Annotated in this window: 12 protein-coding genes, 1 tRNA gene and 1 pseudogene; 6 read left to right on the forward strand and 8 right to left on the reverse strand. The window is 57.2% G+C overall.

Annotation, left to right across the window (positions count from 1 at the left end; translation table 11 throughout):
- Positions 1-69: 69 nt before the first annotated feature.
- The 3 genes from aspS to SIB92_RS07835 form a co-directional block, all read right to left on the reverse strand.
- Positions 70-1,926 (reverse strand): aspartate--tRNA ligase, encoded by a 1,857-nt coding sequence (aspS, locus tag SIB92_RS07825; RefSeq protein WP_412555265.1) that lies wholly within the window; start codon positions 1,924-1,926, stop codon positions 70-72.
- 302 nt (positions 1,927-2,228) lie between these two features.
- Entirely contained in the window at positions 2,229-2,870 is a 642-nt protein-coding gene (locus SIB92_RS07830) for an aminotransferase class IV family protein (RefSeq protein ID WP_412555266.1), read from the reverse strand.
- A complete protein-coding gene (locus SIB92_RS07835) occupies positions 2,828-3,952 on the reverse strand; it encodes an aminodeoxychorismate synthase component I (RefSeq protein ID WP_412555267.1) in 1,125 nt (374 codons plus the stop codon). The genes SIB92_RS07830 and SIB92_RS07835 overlap by 43 nt, the downstream gene beginning before the upstream one ends.
- Positions 3,953-4,153: 201 nt before the next feature.
- On the opposite strand from SIB92_RS07835, the gene carB reads away from it, so the two are divergent.
- Entirely contained in the window at positions 4,154-7,495 is a 3,342-nt protein-coding gene (carB, locus tag SIB92_RS07840; protein ID WP_412555268.1) for a carbamoyl-phosphate synthase large subunit, read from the forward strand.
- Positions 7,496-7,648: 153 nt separating this feature from the next.
- Here the strand turns inward: carB and SIB92_RS07845 are convergent.
- Positions 7,649-7,816, reverse strand: a pseudogene (locus SIB92_RS07845) (hypothetical protein); the annotation flags it as partial.
- A gap of 82 nt (positions 7,817-7,898) precedes the next feature.
- On the opposite strand from SIB92_RS07845, the gene SIB92_RS07850 reads away from it, so the two are divergent.
- Positions 7,899-9,149, forward strand: coding sequence for an Hsp70 family protein (locus tag SIB92_RS07850; protein WP_412555269.1), 1,251 nt, complete (start codon positions 7,899-7,901; stop codon positions 9,147-9,149).
- A 137-nt stretch (positions 9,150-9,286) separates the two neighbouring features.
- On the opposite strand, the gene SIB92_RS07855 is transcribed toward SIB92_RS07850, so the two are convergent.
- Complete coding sequence (locus SIB92_RS07855; RefSeq protein ID WP_412555270.1) at positions 9,287-10,192, reverse strand: hypothetical protein; 906 nt, start codon at positions 10,190-10,192, stop codon at positions 9,287-9,289.
- A 323-nt stretch (positions 10,193-10,515) separates the two neighbouring features.
- Between SIB92_RS07855 and SIB92_RS07860 the strand changes: the two genes are divergently transcribed.
- Both SIB92_RS07860 and SIB92_RS07865 read left to right on the forward strand, forming a co-directional pair.
- Entirely contained in the window at positions 10,516-11,490 is a 975-nt protein-coding gene (locus SIB92_RS07860; protein ID WP_412555271.1) for a hypothetical protein, read from the forward strand.
- 404 nt (positions 11,491-11,894) lie between these two features.
- A complete protein-coding gene (locus tag SIB92_RS07865) occupies positions 11,895-12,824 on the forward strand; it encodes a calcium-binding protein (RefSeq protein WP_412555272.1) in 930 nt (309 codons plus the stop codon).
- 149 nt (positions 12,825-12,973) lie between these two features.
- On the opposite strand, the gene SIB92_RS07870 is transcribed toward SIB92_RS07865, so the two are convergent.
- Positions 12,974-14,203, reverse strand: coding sequence for an acyl-CoA dehydrogenase family protein (locus SIB92_RS07870; protein ID WP_412555814.1), 1,230 nt, complete (start codon positions 14,201-14,203; stop codon positions 12,974-12,976).
- A gap of 221 nt (positions 14,204-14,424) precedes the next feature.
- On the opposite strand from SIB92_RS07870, the gene SIB92_RS07875 reads away from it, so the two are divergent.
- Positions 14,425-14,499, forward strand: a tRNA-Gln gene (locus SIB92_RS07875).
- Between the two features lie 507 nt (positions 14,500-15,006).
- Entirely contained in the window at positions 15,007-16,530 is a 1,524-nt protein-coding gene (locus SIB92_RS07880; protein WP_412555273.1) for a hypothetical protein, read from the forward strand.
- 256 nt (positions 16,531-16,786) lie between these two features.
- On the opposite strand, the gene SIB92_RS07885 is transcribed toward SIB92_RS07880, so the two are convergent.
- Together SIB92_RS07885 and SIB92_RS07890 are read right to left on the reverse strand one after the other, a co-directional pair.
- The gene (locus SIB92_RS07885) at positions 16,787-17,218 is read right to left on the reverse strand and encodes a TerB family tellurite resistance protein (RefSeq protein ID WP_412555815.1); all 432 of its coding nucleotides are present in this window, start codon (positions 17,216-17,218) and stop codon (positions 16,787-16,789) included.
- 17 nt (positions 17,219-17,235) lie between these two features.
- Complete coding sequence (locus tag SIB92_RS07890) at positions 17,236-18,912, reverse strand: hypothetical protein (RefSeq protein ID WP_412555274.1); 1,677 nt, start codon at positions 18,910-18,912, stop codon at positions 17,236-17,238.
- Positions 18,913-18,991: the final 79 nt, after the last annotated feature.

Below are 18,991 nucleotides of genomic sequence, written 5' to 3' on the forward strand. Positions count from 1 at the left end.
TGCCCCAAACTAAAAACCGCCCACGACAGGGTCGCAGGCGGCTAAAGTCTCAGTAATGTCGCGACAGGATCACTCCTGCGGGATCACCCGCAAGCCCAGCTCCATCAACTGATCGCTGGATGGATCGCTTGGCGCGTTCATCATCAGATCTTCCGCACGCTGGTTCATCGGGAACATCATCACTTCGCGGATGTTCTGTTGATCGGCGAGCAGCATCACAATCCGATCAACACCCGCGGCACAGCCACCGTGGGGCGGCGCACCGTACTGGAATGCCTTGTAAAGCGCGCCAAAGCGCTCTTTCACTTCCGCCTCATCATAACCGGCAATTTCAAACGCCTTCAGCATCACCTCGGGCTTGTGGTTCCGGATCGCACCGGAGACCAGTTCATAGCCGTTACAGGCGAGGTCATACTGATAACCTTTCACCGCCAGCGGATCACCGTTCAGCGCGTCCAGACCGCCCTGTGGCATGGAGAACGGGTTGTGTTCAAAGTCGATCTTGCCGCTCTCTTCGTCCGCCTCATAGATTGGGAAGTCCACGATCCAGGCAAAGGCAAAGCGGTCTTTGTCGATCAGACCCAGCTCTTCGCCAATCACGTTGCGCGCACGCCCAGCAACCGCCTCAAAGGCTTTCGGCTTGCCACCGAGGAAGAAGGCCGCGTCGCCCACGCCCAGACCCAGCTGCTGACGGATCGCTTCGGTGCGCTCAGGACCGATGTTCTTGGCCAACGGACCGGCCGCCTCTTCGCCCAGAACAATCTCACCGGCTTTGATCTTCGCGTTCACCTCTTTCACAGAGATGCCCTGCTCCTGCGCAATGGTGTCCGCAGACTGCTTGCGCCAGAAGATATAGCCCATGCCCGGCAGGCCTTCGCCTTGGGCAAACTTGTTCATCCGGTCACAGAACTTGCGCGACCCACCTTTTGGGGCTGGAATGGCGCGCACTTCGGTGCCTTCCTGCTCCAGCAGCTTGGCAAAGATCGCAAAGCCGGACCCGGCAAAATGCTCGGACACAACCTGCATCTCAATCGGGTTACGCAGGTCCGGCTTGTCGGAACCATATTTTAGCGCCGCTTCCGCATAAGGAATCTGAGGCCACTCGTTTGGTGCATCCACCTTGCGGCCCCCGCCGAACTCTTCAAACACGCCCGCGATCACTGGCGAGATGGTGTCAAAGACGTCCTGCTGCTCCACAAAGGACATTTCCATGTCGAGCTGGTAGAAGTCGGTTGGGGAGCGATCGGCACGCGGGTCTTCGTCGCGGAAGCACGGCGCAATCTGGAAATACTTGTCAAAGCCCGCCACCATCATCAGCTGTTTGAACTGCTGTGGCGCCTGTGGCAGCGCGTAGAATTTGCCAGGGTGAATACGAGACGGGACGAGGAAGTCGCGCGCACCTTCTGGCGAAGACGCGGTGATGATTGGCGTCTGATACTCGCGGAAGCCCTTGTCCCACATGCGCTTGCGCATGGAGGCCACAACGTCAGAGCGCATGGTCATGTTCTGCTGCATCTGCTCACGACGCAGGTCGAGGAAGCGATACTTCAGACGGGTCTCTTCAGGGTATTCCTGATCGCCAAACACCAGAAGTGGCAGCTCATCCGCCGCGCCCAGAACTTCCAGATCACGCACAAACACCTCAACCTCACCGGTTGGGATTTTGTCGTTCACCAGCTCAGGATCACGCGCTTTGACGTTGCCGTCGATGCGGATACACCACTCAGAGCGCACCTTCTCCATCTCGGAGAACACAGGGCTGTCTGGATCACACAGAACCTGAGTGATGCCAAAGTGGTCACGCAGGTCGACAAACAGAATGCCGCCGTGGTCGCGGATGCGGTGCACCCAGCCAGACAGGCGGACGGTTTCGCCCACGTTGGATTTGTTCAGATCGGCGCAGGAATGGCTGCGATAGGCGTGCATGTGCGGGCCCTCTTTCAGGGTGAATAACTACAGTCGGCCCGATACACCTTTTTGGGCCGACAAAGTCAAGAGAACGGCGCGGGTTTGCGATGAAAAAGGGACCCTCTTCGCCCGACCACAGGGAGGGCTGCGCCCATGGCGCGGCAGGCGATTGCCAAAATGGCAATCTGCCGAGAGCGGGCCTGCCCCTCGGCAGGCGCGGCAACGCCACACTCAGACGACCTGTATTGCCAAGACCGCCATCCCCCAAAACTCGACCGGAACATAAGCGCCCTCCCCCAGGCAGGCGCAGCCCTACAACTTCAAGCGTGGGACAAAACGGCTGCTATCTCCCCACGCAGCGCATTTGTGAGCACGATGTCTTTTGCATGCCGCAGGTCTTTCTCCGTCAAAACAGCCTCCCGCACCGAGCCCGCATCCAACAAACTCTGACGATATACGCCCGGCAGACACCCCGACGACAGCGGTGGCGTTAGGCGCTCACCATCCGGCATGGTCAGCACCACATTTGTGATTGTGCCCTCACACAACTCATCCCGCTCATTGAGAAACAGCCATTCCTGCACGCCGTCGGGCAAGTCCGCGCGCCAGCGGTCATATACCTCTCGCCGCGTTGTCTTGTGCCGCAACAAAGCATCCTCAGAGCGCAGCCGCTCAGGCGCAATGCGCACTGTCCACTGCGCCGTCGCCTCTGGCAGCGCCGCGGTCGTGGTCTCCACATCCCCCGCCGCGCCCAGTGTCATCCGACAGCGCAGAGACACATCCCCGCCCAGCGCGTCAATCGCCTCTGCAACCCGCACAGGATCAAACACAAATCCCAGCGCCCGCGCCGACTGCGCCAGCCGTTGCAGATGTAACTCCAACCGCGCAATCCCCTCAGGACGCCACGCAAAGGTTTCGATCAGGCGGGTTCCGGCTGGAACTGGGCAAACCGTGCTTTCCACAGCGCTTCCTCATATTCATCCGGCGCTTTGCTGTCCCAGACAACGCCGCCACCCACATTCAATGTCGCCTGCCCCGCCTGCGCCATCACCGTCCGGATCGCTACAGAAAACTCCGACCGCCCGTCCGGCGCGGCCCAACCAATAGAGCCACAGTAGATCTCTCGTGGCCACGGTTCCAAATCGCGTAAGATCTCCATCGCGCGCAGCTTTGGCGCGCCAGTGATGGACCCACAAGGAAACAGCGCCTTCAGAATATCGGCCAAACGCACGTCATCCTGCAACTCGGCCGCCACGGTTGAGGTCATCTGATGCACGGTTGCGTAGCTTTCGATCTCAAACAGCTTTGGCACATGCACCGACCCCGGCTTGCTCACCCGGCTGATATCGTTGCGCAGAAGATCAACGATCATCAGGTTTTCAGCCCGGTTCTTCTCATCCGACGCCAACCACTGCCTCCGCCGCGCGTCCTCTTGCGCGTCTTCGCTGCGCGGCTGCGTCCCTTTCATGGGCCGCGTTTCGATCCGGCCTTTTTCATCGGTGCGGAAAAACAGCTCAGGCGACCGAGAAAGAATGTCTGGTAGCCCCTCCTGACGCACAAAGGTTCCGTGCCCTACCGCCTGCCGCGTTGCCAACGCGCCATAAAGCGCCACCGGATCACCTTCAAACCTCGCTTCCATGGGAAACGTCAGGTTGGCCTGATAGATGTCGCCAGCCCCGATATAGCCGTGCACCCGGTCAAACGCCGCACGATAGGTGGCGGCGCTCCAGCGTGGCTCAAACGGGTTTAGCTCAAACTCACCACCACTCGGCAACCGGCCCGCCATTTCCGGTGCGCGAAACACACCAAAATTGATCAGAGGCACCCGCCGTGTCTTGGGCAACAACCGCCGCAACTTTGGCTCCAACACATAGCCCAGCTCATAGCTGACATAGCCCGCCAACCAGAACCCCGCGTCCTGCGCCTGTGTCAGCACGTCAAACGCCATGCCCACTTCATTGGGATCGGTGATGGAGATCACATGTTCGGGCTTGTGAAACAGCGTCGCGCCGCCGTCTGGCCCATGGTCAAAGCGAATCTGCACGTCCGCCCCCCGGTCAGCGTTAAAGTCTTGCCTGCCATATACGTTGCATTTTATTAAAAAACAGTGGTCAATTGCGGCGCTTTACGACAAATTTCCGATCCCCCTTGCGCCCGCCCTTCTGATCCGTATAACGCACGACAATTTGCGTATTTGGCGACTCCTGCCCGCCAAGACATCGCTGCCACCAGCCCGAGGTCCACCATGCCCAAAAGAACCGACATCTCCTCGATCATGATCATCGGGGCCGGCCCCATTGTGATTGGCCAAGCCTGCGAATTTGATTACTCCGGCGCCCAAGCCTGTAAAGCGCTGCGAGAAGAGGGATATCGCGTCATCCTGGTGAACTCCAACCCGGCGACGATCATGACCGACCCCAACATGGCGGACGCAACCTACATCGAGCCGATCACCCCGGAGATCGTGGCCAAGATCATCGAAAAGGAACGCCCCGACGCGCTGCTGCCCACCATGGGCGGTCAGACCGGCCTCAACACCGCACTGGCGGTGGAAGAAATGGGCGTGTTGGAAAAATTCGGCGTGGAAATGATCGGCGCGGACCGCAACGCCATTGAGATGGCCGAAGACCGCAAACTCTTCCGCGAAGCCATGGACCGTCTGGGCATCGAAAACCCCCGCGCTTCCATTGTGACCGCGCCAAAGAAAGACGACGGCTCCGCTGATCTGGACGAAGGCATCCGCCTGGCGTTGGAAGAGCTCGAAGACATCGGCCTGCCCGCCATCATCCGCCCAGCGTTCACCATGGGCGGCACCGGTGGCGGCGTGGCCTACAACCGGGACGACTACATCCACTTCTGCCGCACCGGTATGGACGCCTCCCCGGTGAACCAGATCCTCGTGGACGAGTCGCTGCTGGGCTGGAAAGAATACGAGATGGAAGTGGTGCGCGACCGCGCCGACAACGCCATCATCGTCTGCTCGATTGAAAACGTCGATCCTATGGGCGTGCACACCGGGGATTCCATCACCGTGGCTCCGGCGCTGACCCTGACCGACAAAGAATATCAGATCATGCGCAACCACTCGATCAACGTGCTGCGTGAAATCGGCGTGGAAACCGGCGGTTCCAACGTGCAGTGGGCCGTGAACCCGGTTGACGGCCGTATGGTTGTGATCGAAATGAACCCACGTGTGTCCCGCTCGTCTGCTCTGGCCTCCAAAGCCACCGGTTTCCCGATTGCCAAGATCGCCGCGAAGCTGGCTGTGGGTTACACGCTGGATGAGCTCGACAACGACATCACCAAAGTGACCCCGGCGTCCTTTGAACCAACCATCGACTATGTTGTCACCAAGATCCCGAAATTCGCCTTTGAAAAGTTCCCGGGCTCCGAGCCAAACCTGACCACCGCGATGAAATCCGTGGGCGAAGCCATGTCCATTGGCCGCACCATCCACGAATCCATGCAAAAGGCCCTCGCCTCCATGGAAAGCGGTCTGACTGGCTTTGACGAGATCGCCATCGAAGGCGCCGACGACCCGTCTTCCGGCAAAGCCGCGGTGATCAAAGCGATCAGCGCCGCCACCCCGGATCGCCTGCGCACCATCGCGCAAGCCATGCGTCACGGCCTGACCAACGACGAGATCCAGAACGTCACCATGTTCGACCCGTGGTTCCTGGATCGCATCCGCGAGATCGTGGATGCTGAAGCTGAGGTGGCTGCCAACGGCCTGCCAACCGATGAAAAGGCCATGCGCCAGCTCAAGATGCTCGGCTTCACCGACGCACGCCTGTCCAAACTGACCGGCCTGTCCGAAACCGAGGTGCGCAAAGCCCGCACCGGTCTGGGCGTCACCGCCGTGTTCAAACGCATCGACACCTGTGCCGCCGAGTTCGAAGCGCAAACCCCTTACATGTACTCCACCTACGAAACCCCGATGATGGGCGAAGTGGAATGTGAGGCCCGCCCAAGTGACCGCAAAAAAGTCGTCATTCTGGGTGGCGGTCCAAACCGGATTGGTCAGGGCATCGAGTTTGACTACTGCTGCTGTCACGCCTGCTACGCGCTGACGGATCAGGGTTATGAAACCATCATGATCAACTGCAACCCGGAGACCGTGTCCACCGACTATGACACCTCCGACCGTTTGTATTTTGAGCCGCTCACGTTTGAGCACGTGATGGAAATCCTGCGTGTGGAACAGGAGAATGGCAACTTGCACGGTGTGATCGTGCAGTTCGGCGGCCAGACCCCGCTGAAACTCGCCAACGCGCTGGAAGCCGAAGGCATTCCAATCCTCGGCACCACCCCCGACGCCATCGATCTGGCCGAAGACCGCGAACGCTTCCAGGCGCTGGTCAACAAGCTGGAACTGAAACAGCCTAAGAACGGCATCGCCTCTACCGACGCCGAAGCGCTCTCCATTGCCGAAGACATCGGCTTCCCGCTGGTGATCCGCCCCTCCTACGTTTTGGGTGGCCGCGCCATGGAAATCGTGCGCGACATGGCACAGCTGGAACGCTACATCGCCGAAGCCGTGGTGGTCTCTGGCGACAGCCCCGTGCTGCTCGACAGCTACCTCGCAGGCGCGGTAGAGCTGGACGTGGATGCGCTGAGTGACGGCACCGACGTGCACATTACCGGTATCATGCAGCACATCGAAGAGGCCGGCGTGCACTCCGGTGACTCCGCGTGCTCCCTGCCGCCCTACTCGCTGGACAAAGACACCATCGCGGAAATCGAGCGTCAGACCCACGCACTGGCGATCGCGCTCAACGTTGTTGGCCTGATGAACGTGCAGTTCGCGGTCAAAGACGGCGAGATTTACCTCATCGAGGTGAACCCACGCGCCTCGCGCACCGTGCCGTTTGTGGCAAAATCCACCGACAGCGCGATTGCCTCCATCGCCGCGCGCATCATGGCGGGCGAGAAACTGGCGGACTTCCCAAAACGCGCCCCTTACGTGGAACTGGACGCCACCAAGGATCAGCCGATTGCGGATCAGATGACACTGGCCGACCCCAACATGCCTTGGTTCTCGGTGAAGGAAGCCGTGCTGCCCTTCGCTCGTTTCCCCGGCGTAGACACCATCCTCGGCCCAGAGATGCGCTCCACCGGCGAAGTCATGGGCTGGGACCGCTCTTTCGCCCGCGCCTTCCTGAAGGCACAGATGGGCGCGGGCATGGTTCTGCCCACCGAAGGCAAAGCCTTCATCTCGGTCAAGGACGACGACAAGACCGCCACCATGGTGGACGCGGCCAACATCCTGATCGATCTGGGCTTCTCGGTTGTCGCCACTTCCGGCACCGCCGCATGGCTGAACGAGCAAGGCGTGGCCTGTGAAAAGGTCAACAAAGTCTATGAAGGCCGTCCAAACATCGTGGACGTGCTGAAAAACGGCGACGTGTCTCTGGTGATGAACACCACCGAAGGCGCCCAAGCCGTAAACGACAGCCGCGAAATCCGCTCGGTCGCGCTCTATGACAAGATCCCCTACTTCACCACGGCCGCCGCGTCCCACGCCGCAGCCCGCGCCATGAAGGCGCGTGAAGAAGGCGATCTGGAAGTGCGCAGCCTGCAGGGCTAAGCTTTCGTCTCAGAACAGAAAAAGGCGTCCTTTGCGGGCGCCTTTTTTTTTGTAAACCGCTAGGGCTGTGCCTGCCTGGGTGGGCGCAAATGCGCCTGCCGAGGGGCAGGCAGGCGCAGCCCGAGCCGCTCCGCGCCCCGGGCAAGAAACACGTTATCCTTCTCGGTTCGTCACCTCAAAATACGCAAAATCCGCCGCCTGCGCGCGCCCGGTCATGTCCTGCGCGCACATGCCGACAAAACACCCAGTGAAGTTGGAATGCTCCCCACGCATGCCTTCATCTGACAGTCGCGACGCATCCAACACCGGCCCAATAGCGTGCCACGTCCGCGATCCCCCACTTGACCACCAAGCCGCGCGCCCCTAAACCCGCGCTTTCGTTTTGAGTGGCGGAGACCGGACCATGCACACCCACACCCTTGGCATCGACTTTGGCACCTCCAACTCCGCCGCAGGTGTGGCCGTGAACGGCGCGCCCCATCTGATGACCTTCGCCCACGGCGAAACCACCCTGCCGACCACCTTCTTCTTTGATTTCGACAGCCGCGCGACCCTGCTCGGCACGCCGGCGAACCAAGCGCTTCTAGACGGGCTCGAAGGCCGCTTCATGCGCGCCCTCAAACGTGTGCTCGGCACCACACTGATGCATGAGAAGCGCCAGATCCTGAACGAGCGCGTCACCTTTGTCGACATCATCGCCCGCTTCCTGCGCCACATCAAAACCACCGCCGAGGCCCAAACCGGCCTTACCTTCGCCCACGCCCTCTCCGGCCGCCCGGTGGTTTTCCACGGCGCAGACGACCCACGCGAGGCCCAGGCCGAGGCCGACCTGCGCGCATGCTATCTCGCGGCCGGTTTCACCGACGTCACTTTCATGGCCGAACCCGAGGCCGCCGCCATCGCCAACGGCGCGCTGGAGCAGCCCGGCCAAATCGGCCTGATCGTCGACATCGGCGGCGGCACCTCCGACTTCACGCTGTTTCGCACCACAAACGCGGGCATCGACACGCTCGCCAACCACGGCGTGCGCATCGGCGGCACCGACTTTGACCGCGCCATCAGCATCGACCGCGTCATGCCCCTACTGGGGCGCGGCACCGAACTACGCAACCAGTTCGGCAGCGGCACCCACACCGCCCCGGCGGCGATCTTCAACGACCTCGCCACCTGGGAGAAAATCCCGTTCCTGTATACCGCACAAACCCGCCGCGCCGTAGACGACATGCTGCGCCAGGCCGAAGCCCCCGAGCAAATCGCCCGCCTCGCCGAGGTCCTGCGCGATGAGCTCGGCCACGACATCGCCTTTGCCGTGGAGGCCGGCAAAGTCTCCGCCAGCAAGGGCACCGCCAACCCCAAAATCGACCTCTCCGTGCTCGACAGCACCCTGACCCCAGCCCTGCCCGCCGCATTGCTGCCCGACATCCTCGCTGGCCACGCCGCCAAGCTCGATCAAGCCATGGTGGACATACTGACGGACACAGGCACCGCCGCGCAGGACGTCACCCAAGTGGTCTACGTTGGCGGCTCCAGCCTATTGTCGGTGGTTCAAAACACCGCCAAAGCGCGTTTCCCGCAGGCCGATCACAAAGTCTCTGAGGTCTTCACAGCGGTCGCGGACGGTTTGGCGATTGCGGCAGAGCGGCGGCAAAATTGACTGCGCAACAAGTCCGTGAAACGCAATCCACCCGATTCAGCAGCGTCCTAACTTCAAACCGACAACAGTGAGCGCAGCCGGACCGCCCTCCCAGACAGTCGCGGCACAGCCTGTCTGGAAACGCCAAATATGTCGTCTCAGTTGGCCGGATTTGCCTGTTTGATCAGTCTTTTTCTGTCTTTGATCTGCGCACGCCATTTCTTTCGTGTCGATCTGTGCCCGATATACGGCGCGTTGCGAATGGGGCGCTCCGACAATGACAACAGCGCCCAAAGCTCCTTTCGAGACAGGTTCGAAAAGAAGTACAAAGGTGCATAGAACGTGTGATAGCCATCCACAAATACCGGCCGATCAACGTCGTCAACCCGAAGGTCAAAGTGTATGAACGCAGGACAGGCCATCAACTCTGTCAGCTGGTCCGCAACGGCTTCATTCAAAGGCTCAAATCGCACAGCATGCAGCCCGGCGCGGGACAGTTTTCCCGGGAAGTCCTGCCCATTGCCAATCAGCACAGCAGGCACCGAGCACATTTTCTTGTGTTGAATCAGCCCGATAACATATCGGACAACGGTCAACAGCCCGACAATAAATAGCAGCACCGCCCCGGCACTCGCCGTAAAGCCTGTGGCGCGCACCCAATCGTTTTGATCTTCCCAGAAACCACCGTCGCCCTCGGCTTCGCCCTCATATCGTCCGTCAGGTCCGGTAACGCCACTCAGCTGCCCGGCACAGATTTTTGCGATCATACGGTCAATGTTCCGGACAGTGTCCTCCACTTCGGATCGGGCAGAGACCTCCCCGGACTGCACGTACGCGCTTGCCTGCAACAACAGGTGTTCCACGTTGGGATAGTACGACATCAGGTTCAAACGCGTGAGCTTACGTTCAATCGCCTTTAGACTGATGCCCTGAAGGTGTAGCTCAACACGCTGCATGGTCGAACTGCTGGCAGAATATCTGGCCTCTGCCGCGGTGCCCATTTCGGCATTCAGTTCCGCAAGAGGCTTGAAACGGTCACAGTCATGGGCCTTTGCCTCTGCCATGCTGGAAAACGCAAGCGCTGTGAAGATAATACATCCTCGGACACAATCACTGATTAACCGCAAGCCGGAGCACCCCTATCTCAAACTGGCCCTGATACCCATGTCCCGGACCCAAACCGCATCCTTCATAGACAAACAAGGGTAACGTCCGGTTTTGCAGAGAGGCGCAGACACCTGCGACCTGCCGCCGCACCGCCATCATCGGCGGGAACTGACACTGCAAACTCACACATTTTGAGCTGCCCGCACGGGGCCGGTGCGGGTCGCCCGAAACGCCCGCCTTCATGCAATTGACGCGCGCCTCAAAGGTGCAATGATGCACCATGACACACGCCTCCCCGCCTCCTGAAAACGCCCAGACAGCGCATTTCTCAAAGCTGCATGTGGGCGCGCCGCTCTGGATGCGCGACCCGCGCCGCACCCCCGTTCACGTCCTCTCCGTCAACGAAGACATCGCCAGCTTCACGGTCGAAGTCCGCGCCTTCGAAGACATTGGCGCCCACTGGACCTATCCACTCTGGCAAGCCGACAAATTCCTCTGCTCCCCGGGCACGCCAGCCCACTCAGCCACAATCATTGCCGCGCGCCAGTCCGCCTGCGATCGCTTTGATCAACCTCTACAGCTGCCCATTGATCCAGAAAACCGCGCCGCGTCGCTCGTCAAACTGAACACCCTCACCAAACAGGCCCGTGACTGGCTGCACGACACAGGCCACCACCCAACGCCCAACCAGCCTCTTGACACCTTCAGCGCCTTTCAAGACCCGACAGCCCTGCCCAACTGGCTCAGCTTGCAGAAGGTCAGCACCCTAGAGACCAATTTTGCCACGCACTACGTCAGCAATCCTCATGCGGGCGAAACCATCAAGGCCCACCGCCTTGCCCTCGCCGACCTTGGCCTGTGCCCTTTTGAGGGCCGCATCCTGCGCGACACCTCCGAGGTCTCTGGCCCCAAATCCCCCGCCCATCGCCAACGCCACATCCTCGCCCGCCTCGCCTTCCTGCGCGCCGCCTTTGATCTACTTGGACAAACCCACCTACCGCTCTACCGCGTGATCTACTCCGATGAGCCACTCACACCGCCGCGTAACACCGGCTTTGTCTCCACAACCTTCAGCCGCGACGTCGCCCTGCGCTTCCTGAAAGACGGCCAAACCAAACGCCACGCCGCGCTCTATTGGCAGCACGTCCCCGTCACACGCCTGTTCATAACCTACCTCGAAACCCCACAAATGCGCGGTCTATACGAGGAGCGTGAAGCCCTCCTGTTGTGGGACCAGCACGCGCGGCTATTTTGAAGCTGAACATCGGCCGTCTGGGGATCGCGCATCAGACTTCTCAAAGGTAACCTATCCCCTCCTTATGCCAATGCTCCGCATAGGCAGCGCCCCACTGGCCGCCAGGGGCTTGCATGGCAAGCTCCCGAGAGGTGAACCGCCCCCCCTATACCAAATCAAAGATTTGGCAGCGCCGAACCGCCCCGTCGCACCAAAGGTGCGCCAAATCAAAAAACGGCACGCCTCCGGCGTGACGGGGCGGGCGCTTCGCTTCCTGCCCCTCGGTTCGTGCGCCGGCCCGCGGCAATAAATCAGCCGCTTGGCAACGCCACCGAGCAACCCCAATGCAGCACAAGCCCAAGTTTAATTCAATTTTAAGGTGAACACCTCACAACCCAATAAAGCAAATTTTTTGGAGTCTGAATATGAACACAATCATTGGAAACTTTTGGAACGATCAGATCATCGCAACCGATTTAGCAGAGGAGATCTTTGGCCTTGAGGGTGCCGACTCGATCTATGGAAGAGAAGGAAACGACACGATCGACGGAGGTGAAGGACACGACATAATTCGAGGAGACCAAGGTGCCGATTTGATTTTTGGCGGTTCCGGAGATGACGGTCTGACAGGTGGATCGAACAGTCATCCCGATTTTGGTGAGTCCGACACGATTTATGGTGGTGCAGGAAATGATCGAATTGGGGGTGGATCAGATGATGACTTCCTTTACGGCGACGAAGGAAACGACTTAATCGGAGGCGGCGACGGAAACGATTGGATTGAAGGCGGCGTAGGTAACGACACAATCGACGGCGGATACGGAGCCAATCGAATTTTTGCTGGGGACGGAAACGATAGCATTCGATCTCGATACGGCGAAGACACAATTTTTGGAGGTACCGGCAACGATACGATAGGGGGCGCGGGAAGCGGCGGAAATCTTCACCTGCATGGGGAATCTGGTGAAGATCGAATTTGGGGGGGTAACCTAGACGACAAATTGTACGGTGGCGACGATCATGACAGACTGTACGGCAGAGGTGGCGACGACGAACTTGTTGGAGGTCGTGGCGGCGACAGGCTAACCGGCAATGGTGGAGCAGATCGTTTTGTTTTTAACTCCGTTTCAGGAAATGACACCATTGCTGACTGGGATCCGAACGAAGGCGACACCATTGTCCTTCAGCTTGATACAAGTAACCACTTCGGCATGGAAGCACAGGACATTCTCGATAGTCACCTTGCAGTTGACGGTCAGGATGTAATCTTCACTTTGGACAATATCAGCATCGAGTTTAGGCGTACGGATCTCGCAGATTTCTCTGCAGAGGACTTTACCCTACTGATGCTCTGAGGAAGAGTTCTAACTCTCGCCTACACCACCGCCCGCTGTTGCACCCTTCCCCAATGCAACAAAAACAGGCCCCGGCTCACCGAGTCGGGGCCTCAAAATACGCACCTCCGCAAAACAGTCGCGATACCGACGTCATACCGACGTGAAAATCAGACCTTTTCCTGCGTGTATTGGCGCAGCTCTTTGCGGGCCACTTGGCGGCGGTGCACCGCGTCCGGACCGTCTGCAAGACGCAACGTTCGCACGTGTGTCCAGGCCTGCGCCAGCGGGGTGTCCTGCGAAATGCCGGTGCCGCCAAACATCTGCACCGCCTCGTCGATCACCTTCAGGGCCACGTTGGGCGCCACCACTTTGATCTGGCTGATCCACGGCGCCGCCGCCCGCGCGTCGCCCTGATCCATGATCCAGGCGGTCTTCAGACACAGCAGCCGCGCCTGCTCAATCTCCATGCGGCACTCGGCAATGATGTCGTAGTTCGCCCCTAGATGCGCCAGTTTCTTGCCAAAGGCCTCCCGGCTCAGCGCGCGCTTGCACATCCGCTCCAGCGCCGCCTCGGCCTGTCCAATCGCGCGCATACAATGGTGGATGCGCCCCGGCCCAAGCCGCCCCTGCGCAATCTCAAAGCCACGCCCCTCACCCAGCAGGATGTTCTCTGCCGGCACGCGCACGTTGCTGAACCTGATGTGCATATGCCCATGCGGCGCGTCGTCCTGTCCGTAGACCATCATGGGGCGCAAAACCTCGATGCCCTCGGTGCCAGCAGGCACCACAATCATCGACTGACGTTTGTGCACAGGCAGCTCATCCCCGCCGGTTTTCACCATCACGATATAGACTTTGCAACGCGGGTCCCCGGCCCCAGAAGCCCAATATTTCTCGCCATTTAGCACATAGTCGTCATCATCCCGGACACAGGACATCTCGATGTTGGTCGCATCCGAACTCGCCACATCCGGCTCCGTCATCAGATAGGCGGAACGGATTTCCCCATTCAGCAGCGGTTTCAGCCAGTCGTCTTTCATGGCGTCGCTGCCATAGCGCTCAAACACCTCCATATTGCCGGTATCCGGCGCGGAACAGTTGAACACTTCCGCCCCCAAAGGCGTCTTGCCCATCTCCTCGGCAAAGAAGGCATATTCCACGGTGGAGAGCCCAAACCCCTTGTCGGAATCGGTCAGCCAGAAGTTCCACAAGCCCCGCTCCTTGGCCTTGGCTTTCAGCCCCTCAAGGATTTCCGCCTGACGCTCGGTGTAGGCCCAGCGGTCACCTTTGCCGATCTCCGCGTGGTATTCCTCCTCCAGAGGCACCACCTCCTCGCGGATCATCTCTTTCACCTGCGCCAACAGCTTTTCGTTTTCAGGTCGCATTCCCAGAAACATCGCCCAACTCCTCTCCAACTCTTTGTCCCACCATGTCGCGCGGGCGGTCCACTTGTCCACGAGGGGGATTGAAAATGACGCAGGGTCTTAAAAATCAGGGGTTAGCGAAGTCCTAAAAAACTCCGAAAATTTTTCTGCATTTTTAGGGGAATTTTTTCTGCCAAAAATGCATTTCTGCTCTTGCACCTCCCCGCGCTGCTAAGTAAACCCTGCCTCACAGTTGGGGTGTAGCCAAGTGGTAAGGCACCTGTTTTTGGTACAGCGCATCGTAGGTTCGAATCCTACCACCCCAGCCACTAATTCAGACATCAGTATTTATTAGCCTTCCAGGCCCTCCAGACATCAAAAATGCCCCTAAAAGTGCCCCTGCTTTAGGCTCTGTCTGAGTATAGTCAGCAAGGCCAACGATAGGGATAAGTAATGATGGCGCAGGATAGAGATGCGGAGAAGCCCGGAAGCTCCCCCGCCTTGCATGATCATCCCCCCAAACCCAAAGAACGAAGATAAGAAACTCTCTCTCCGATTTTTTTCAGCCGAACCACTTGCGGATGAGCTGAACCGTTCCCACGTTCCCTATAGGCAAAACAAGGAAAGCCCATGCCCATCCCCACCAGTTGATCTAGAAACAATGTTTGCCTTCTAGGTGGGAGAGGCTTTTTCCTAACAAACAAAACAAACAGAGTACGTACGTCTTAGCGTCATCGCTGAGGCGTTTTTTTATTCCCACCTTTCGCTCTGCGTCAGGGGGGGAGGTCTTCCCTGATGCTTTCATTTGAAACACTTGAAAGGTCAGGAAATGATCTATGGAAAGAAACGGATCAAGAAACAGAAGCACCAAGCTTATCACAATGGGGCTCGACCCTTCGTATTCGCGACCACTCGATGTTCACGTGTATTCGGAGCATTCAGAGATTGGGAAAACGGTGGAGCATATTTGGCAGAAAAGTTGCTTGGATCTCTCGCCATGCCGCAAACCAAGAGGGGGAGCTCGTCCGAAGACTAACTATCGCGGTCAATTGAGAGTTCTGATCCTTGATCTCTATGTTGCTTGGAAAACGGACCCTAAGCTTTCGATAGGGGTTCATCTGTCCAACACAGCTTGGAACACTAATTCCAGGTACAACGCGATTGGCCTTTCGAGGATAATCCCGAGATTGGTTCATAGGCTGGCGAAACAAGGCTATATAGAGCTGTCAAAGGGAAGTTTCGCAGGTTCAGGAGCGAAGACCAACCGAACCGCACGGATCATCGCAGCGGAGCCTCTTCGTAAGCTATTTCGGGAAGCCAAATTTGGTCGGGAGCACATTTTTGTGTTTCCGGGCAAAGAGAGTGTTGTGCTTCATGATGAACGCAAAAAAGAGGCCGAATACCAAGACACAGATTTTACCAAAGCTATCCGGGCAGATCTGAAGGCCTATAACGAACTGCTCGCTCGGACTTTCATCGATGTTCCGGATCAGGTTGAGACGTTCATTCAGCGACCAATCAAGTCTGGTCCGCGCCAAGGTGAACTGAATCGAGTTCCGATCTGCGGCTGGGATCACCATATCCGGCGCATCTTCAATCGTTCTGACTGGAGGTCTGGCGGTCGGTTCTATGGCGGATGGTGGCAGAGTGTTGGCTCTGAATTCAGAAAGCGGATTCACTTAGACGATGAGCCAACCGTCGAGGTGGACTATCAGGCTCTTCACGTGGCGATTTTGGCAGCAGAGAAAGGAGTTGATCTGTCTGGAGACCCATATGAGCTATCTGAGGGTTTGGTTCCAGGACTTGATGCGCCGAGCCAGCGAAAGCTGGTGAAGTCTCTTGTTCTGATGGCTCTAAATGCCCGTGACCGAGGCACAGCCTGCAAGGCGTTTCGTCAAGATGCGCCTGCGGGTTCGGAGGAGAAGTCTATGACTAACAAGGAGTTGCTTCGGGTGCTTGATGCGTTCTCGGAGAAACAACCTTTCTTGGCGGATGGTCTTTGCTCGGATCAGGGTATTCGCTTGATGAATATCGACAGTCGGATTGCGTCTCGTGTCATCAACTACCTAACGAAGAGGCAAATCCCAGTTCTGTGTGTTCATGACAGCTTCCTCATCAACTACCGCCACGCCAACATGCTGAAGACGGTCATGCGGGGAGCCTGCCTGTTCGAGGTTGGGAGGCAAGTAGCTCTCTCCAACAACTATCAGGGTCTGGATGAGATGGAGCGGGATAGTCCTGAGCTGGTGGCAGACTATATCGAGTTCCGTCATCGGGATCGCTGCTCTGAGTATCGTATCCGTCAGAGGCTGTTCGGAGAGAGAGTTTCTTATCTTCGTTCTTTGGGTTTGGGGGGATGATCATGCAAGGCGGGGGAGCTTCCGGGCTTCTCCGCATCTCTATCCTGCGCCATCATTACTTATCCCTATCGTTGGCCTTGCTGACTATACTCAGACAGAGCCTAAAGCAGGGGCACTTTTAGGGGCATTTTTGATGTCTGGAGGGCCTGGAAGGCTAATAAATACTGATGTCTGAATTAGTGGCTGGGGTGGTAGGAAGCCTTGCGTCTCGATGAAACGCATCGGCTTTCCCGAACCAACTCAAAAACTGGGGCACTTATTGGGGCACTTTAGCCTGTCCGCGTCCCGATCTTTTGGCCCACCGTGGAAGCTTAAACCACGGGTCCTTGGGCAAGCATTCAGCGACGTGATTGATCGCCAGCAGCTCCATCTCGTGAAGCTGACCATCCGCCTCAGCAATCTCTCTCAGCAGCGCCACGACCCGCTCACGAACCTTCTTATGGTTGCAATCCTTGCTCTCCAGCGTGAAGCGTCTGAGGCCCTCGGTAAGCTCCTGGAGAGTCAGTTGGTCGAGGCGGTCTAGGAAGAGAGTGAGGGCGGCATCAACGAACGCCGGGTCGTATCCCCAGTTATCAATGAAGTATCCGCGAATGACTTCCAGTTCCTCCTCAGACACCTTTCCGTCGGCAGCGGCAACCTTCAGGCTAAGCGGGGCGATGAGATCGAAGCTTTCAAAGAATCCGAATATGTCTCATCACCAAATAGCTAGGCAAACAATGATCCAGAGAACATCGCTTTTACGAACTCAGAATTTCTGTCTGCGGTATCTACCTTTGTTTTTGCGCTAATGGTATTAAGCCGCGATTTATAGTCCGTATACAGTGCCTTAACCATCTCCAAGCCTTGATCTGGATGGGAGATTTCGTAAAGGTCGTCCACTCTTTCCAAACTCAGAATTACTGATCGATAGTATGAGTATGCATTCTCAACTAGCCCATTCAGAAATATGCTGGCTTGCGCTTTGTGGACGAGGCTATTTCTCTCCCTGTAGATCCGATTGATCTGCCATCCCACTCGTTCCTCATGCATCTCAAGATGGCGAACGGCATTCTTCGGAGATGCAAGCAACTTTTCCAATTTGAGAAAGCGCATGAGCATTAGTGGGCTTTGGTTGACAGTCGCACATAGCTCTTTTTTTGCCACTAAGTCCGAAGTGAAAATACTGGCGAACTTCTCTTTCTCGGTATCCCCGACACCCAGATCGTTTACCGCGTCTAAGAAAGGTTGACCGAAAGCTGCATGGCAGTTTCGGTAGCACTCCGAAAAAGTCGCAGGCAAATAGTCAAAAACGGCACATGGAGTTATCAAGGGCGTAAAATGGGTAATTCTAACAGTTCCCTTTCCATCTTTGATTGGGTCAGGAAGAAGTGATTCAAACGCCGACCAGATTGAGAGTAGTTGGGACTCGGGATCACCAATTTTTGCGGCCAAGGACGCGGAGTTAAGTGAGCTAAAAATTCTACGACGAGCTTCGTTCTGTGAACTACGCGGCCCCCGATCAGCAAAAACATATCGCGCCAAACCTTGGACAGATTTTGAGTGATCAGATTTGCTGGGAGCCGCACGTCTAGGAGAGAAGCTCTCTTCAATCTTAACTTTGGTTGTTTCGCCACTTTTGGCATGTACGACATACGCCACCTCATCCGTCTTTACTTTGACGTTGCGCGGATGGAGATAAAGAAACGAGCGTGACAGAGAAAACAAACTCTCGGCGGTCTTAGCAGCAGAGAATGCGTCTTTGGCTGGGACGTCATCGAGTCTCACAATCCCCTTTTGAGCGCCTTCACCAAAACTGTTTGGAATTGTGTGCTTGGGAGAACCTGGCAACTCCCCAGTATCCTTGTAAATACTGAGACCGAACTGCTCGTTCAAAAACCTCAAGTAGGTGGTGTTGGCTGATACGTGAACGTAGAATTTTCGATTAGCGTCGTCAAAGTTCTTAAAAAACCGTCGAAGCAGTCCTTCAGTGCATCTCTTGATGTCATGGGTGTAGAAGGTCTTGTTTGCGGAACGGTATAGAAATTCAGAACTAAAGCCCAAGTTGATTACGTGAGAAACATACAGTTTGGTGATCGAAATTAGGTCGCTTTTGGACCCCTGCGTCAGACAAATCCCAACTATTTGGTCTTCGCAGGAGCGCTGGTATTCTTTGGCAATCGCATGAAAGAGTAACTCAGCGGAGGTTCGTAGACGTTCCGTTGTCTCATTCTCGTCAAAACAAAAAACTTCCTTCGGAAGTTTCTTCGATTTGATTATGCTTTTGCAGACAAAGTCACGATCGATCGCATGTCTAAGCTCAGCCAGCTGAGGCTCGAGTGCAGGCTTGCCAACTTCTTTTCTGTTCACTTTTTCGATCGAAGTTAGTAGCTCTTCTCCCTTCATAGTCGTCGAGAGGGTATGGCTACGGTAACTCTCCCAAGACGATCTTTGTACTAACTCCAAAAACACTTCAGAGAACAGT

The sequence above is a fragment of the Shimia sp. MIT1388 genome (genome assembly GCF_047124445.1).
Classification (GTDB): domain Bacteria; phylum Pseudomonadota; class Alphaproteobacteria; order Rhodobacterales; family Rhodobacteraceae; genus Shimia.

Coding starts and splice junctions, on each gene's coding strand:
- aspS (WP_412555265.1), bottom strand. CDS start 1,926: ATGCACGCCTATCGCAGCCATTCCTGCGCCGATCTGAACAAATCCAAC.
- carB (WP_412555268.1), top strand. CDS start 4,154: ATGCCCAAAAGAACCGACATCTCCTCGATCATGATCATCGGGGCCGGC.
- SIB92_RS07850 (WP_412555269.1), top strand. CDS start 7,899: ATGCACACCCACACCCTTGGCATCGACTTTGGCACCTCCAACTCCGCC.
- SIB92_RS07855 (WP_412555270.1), bottom strand. CDS start 10,192: ATGGCAGAGGCAAAGGCCCATGACTGTGACCGTTTCAAGCCTCTTGCG.
- SIB92_RS07860 (WP_412555271.1), top strand. CDS start 10,516: ATGACACACGCCTCCCCGCCTCCTGAAAACGCCCAGACAGCGCATTTC.
- SIB92_RS07865 (WP_412555272.1), top strand. CDS start 11,895: ATGAACACAATCATTGGAAACTTTTGGAACGATCAGATCATCGCAACC.
- SIB92_RS07870 (WP_412555814.1), bottom strand. CDS start 14,203: ATGTTTCTGGGAATGCGACCTGAAAACGAAAAGCTGTTGGCGCAGGTG.
- SIB92_RS07880 (WP_412555273.1), top strand. CDS start 15,007: ATGGAAAGAAACGGATCAAGAAACAGAAGCACCAAGCTTATCACAATG.
- SIB92_RS07890 (WP_412555274.1), bottom strand. CDS start 18,912: ATGAAGGGAGAAGAGCTACTAACTTCGATCGAAAAAGTGAACAGAAAA.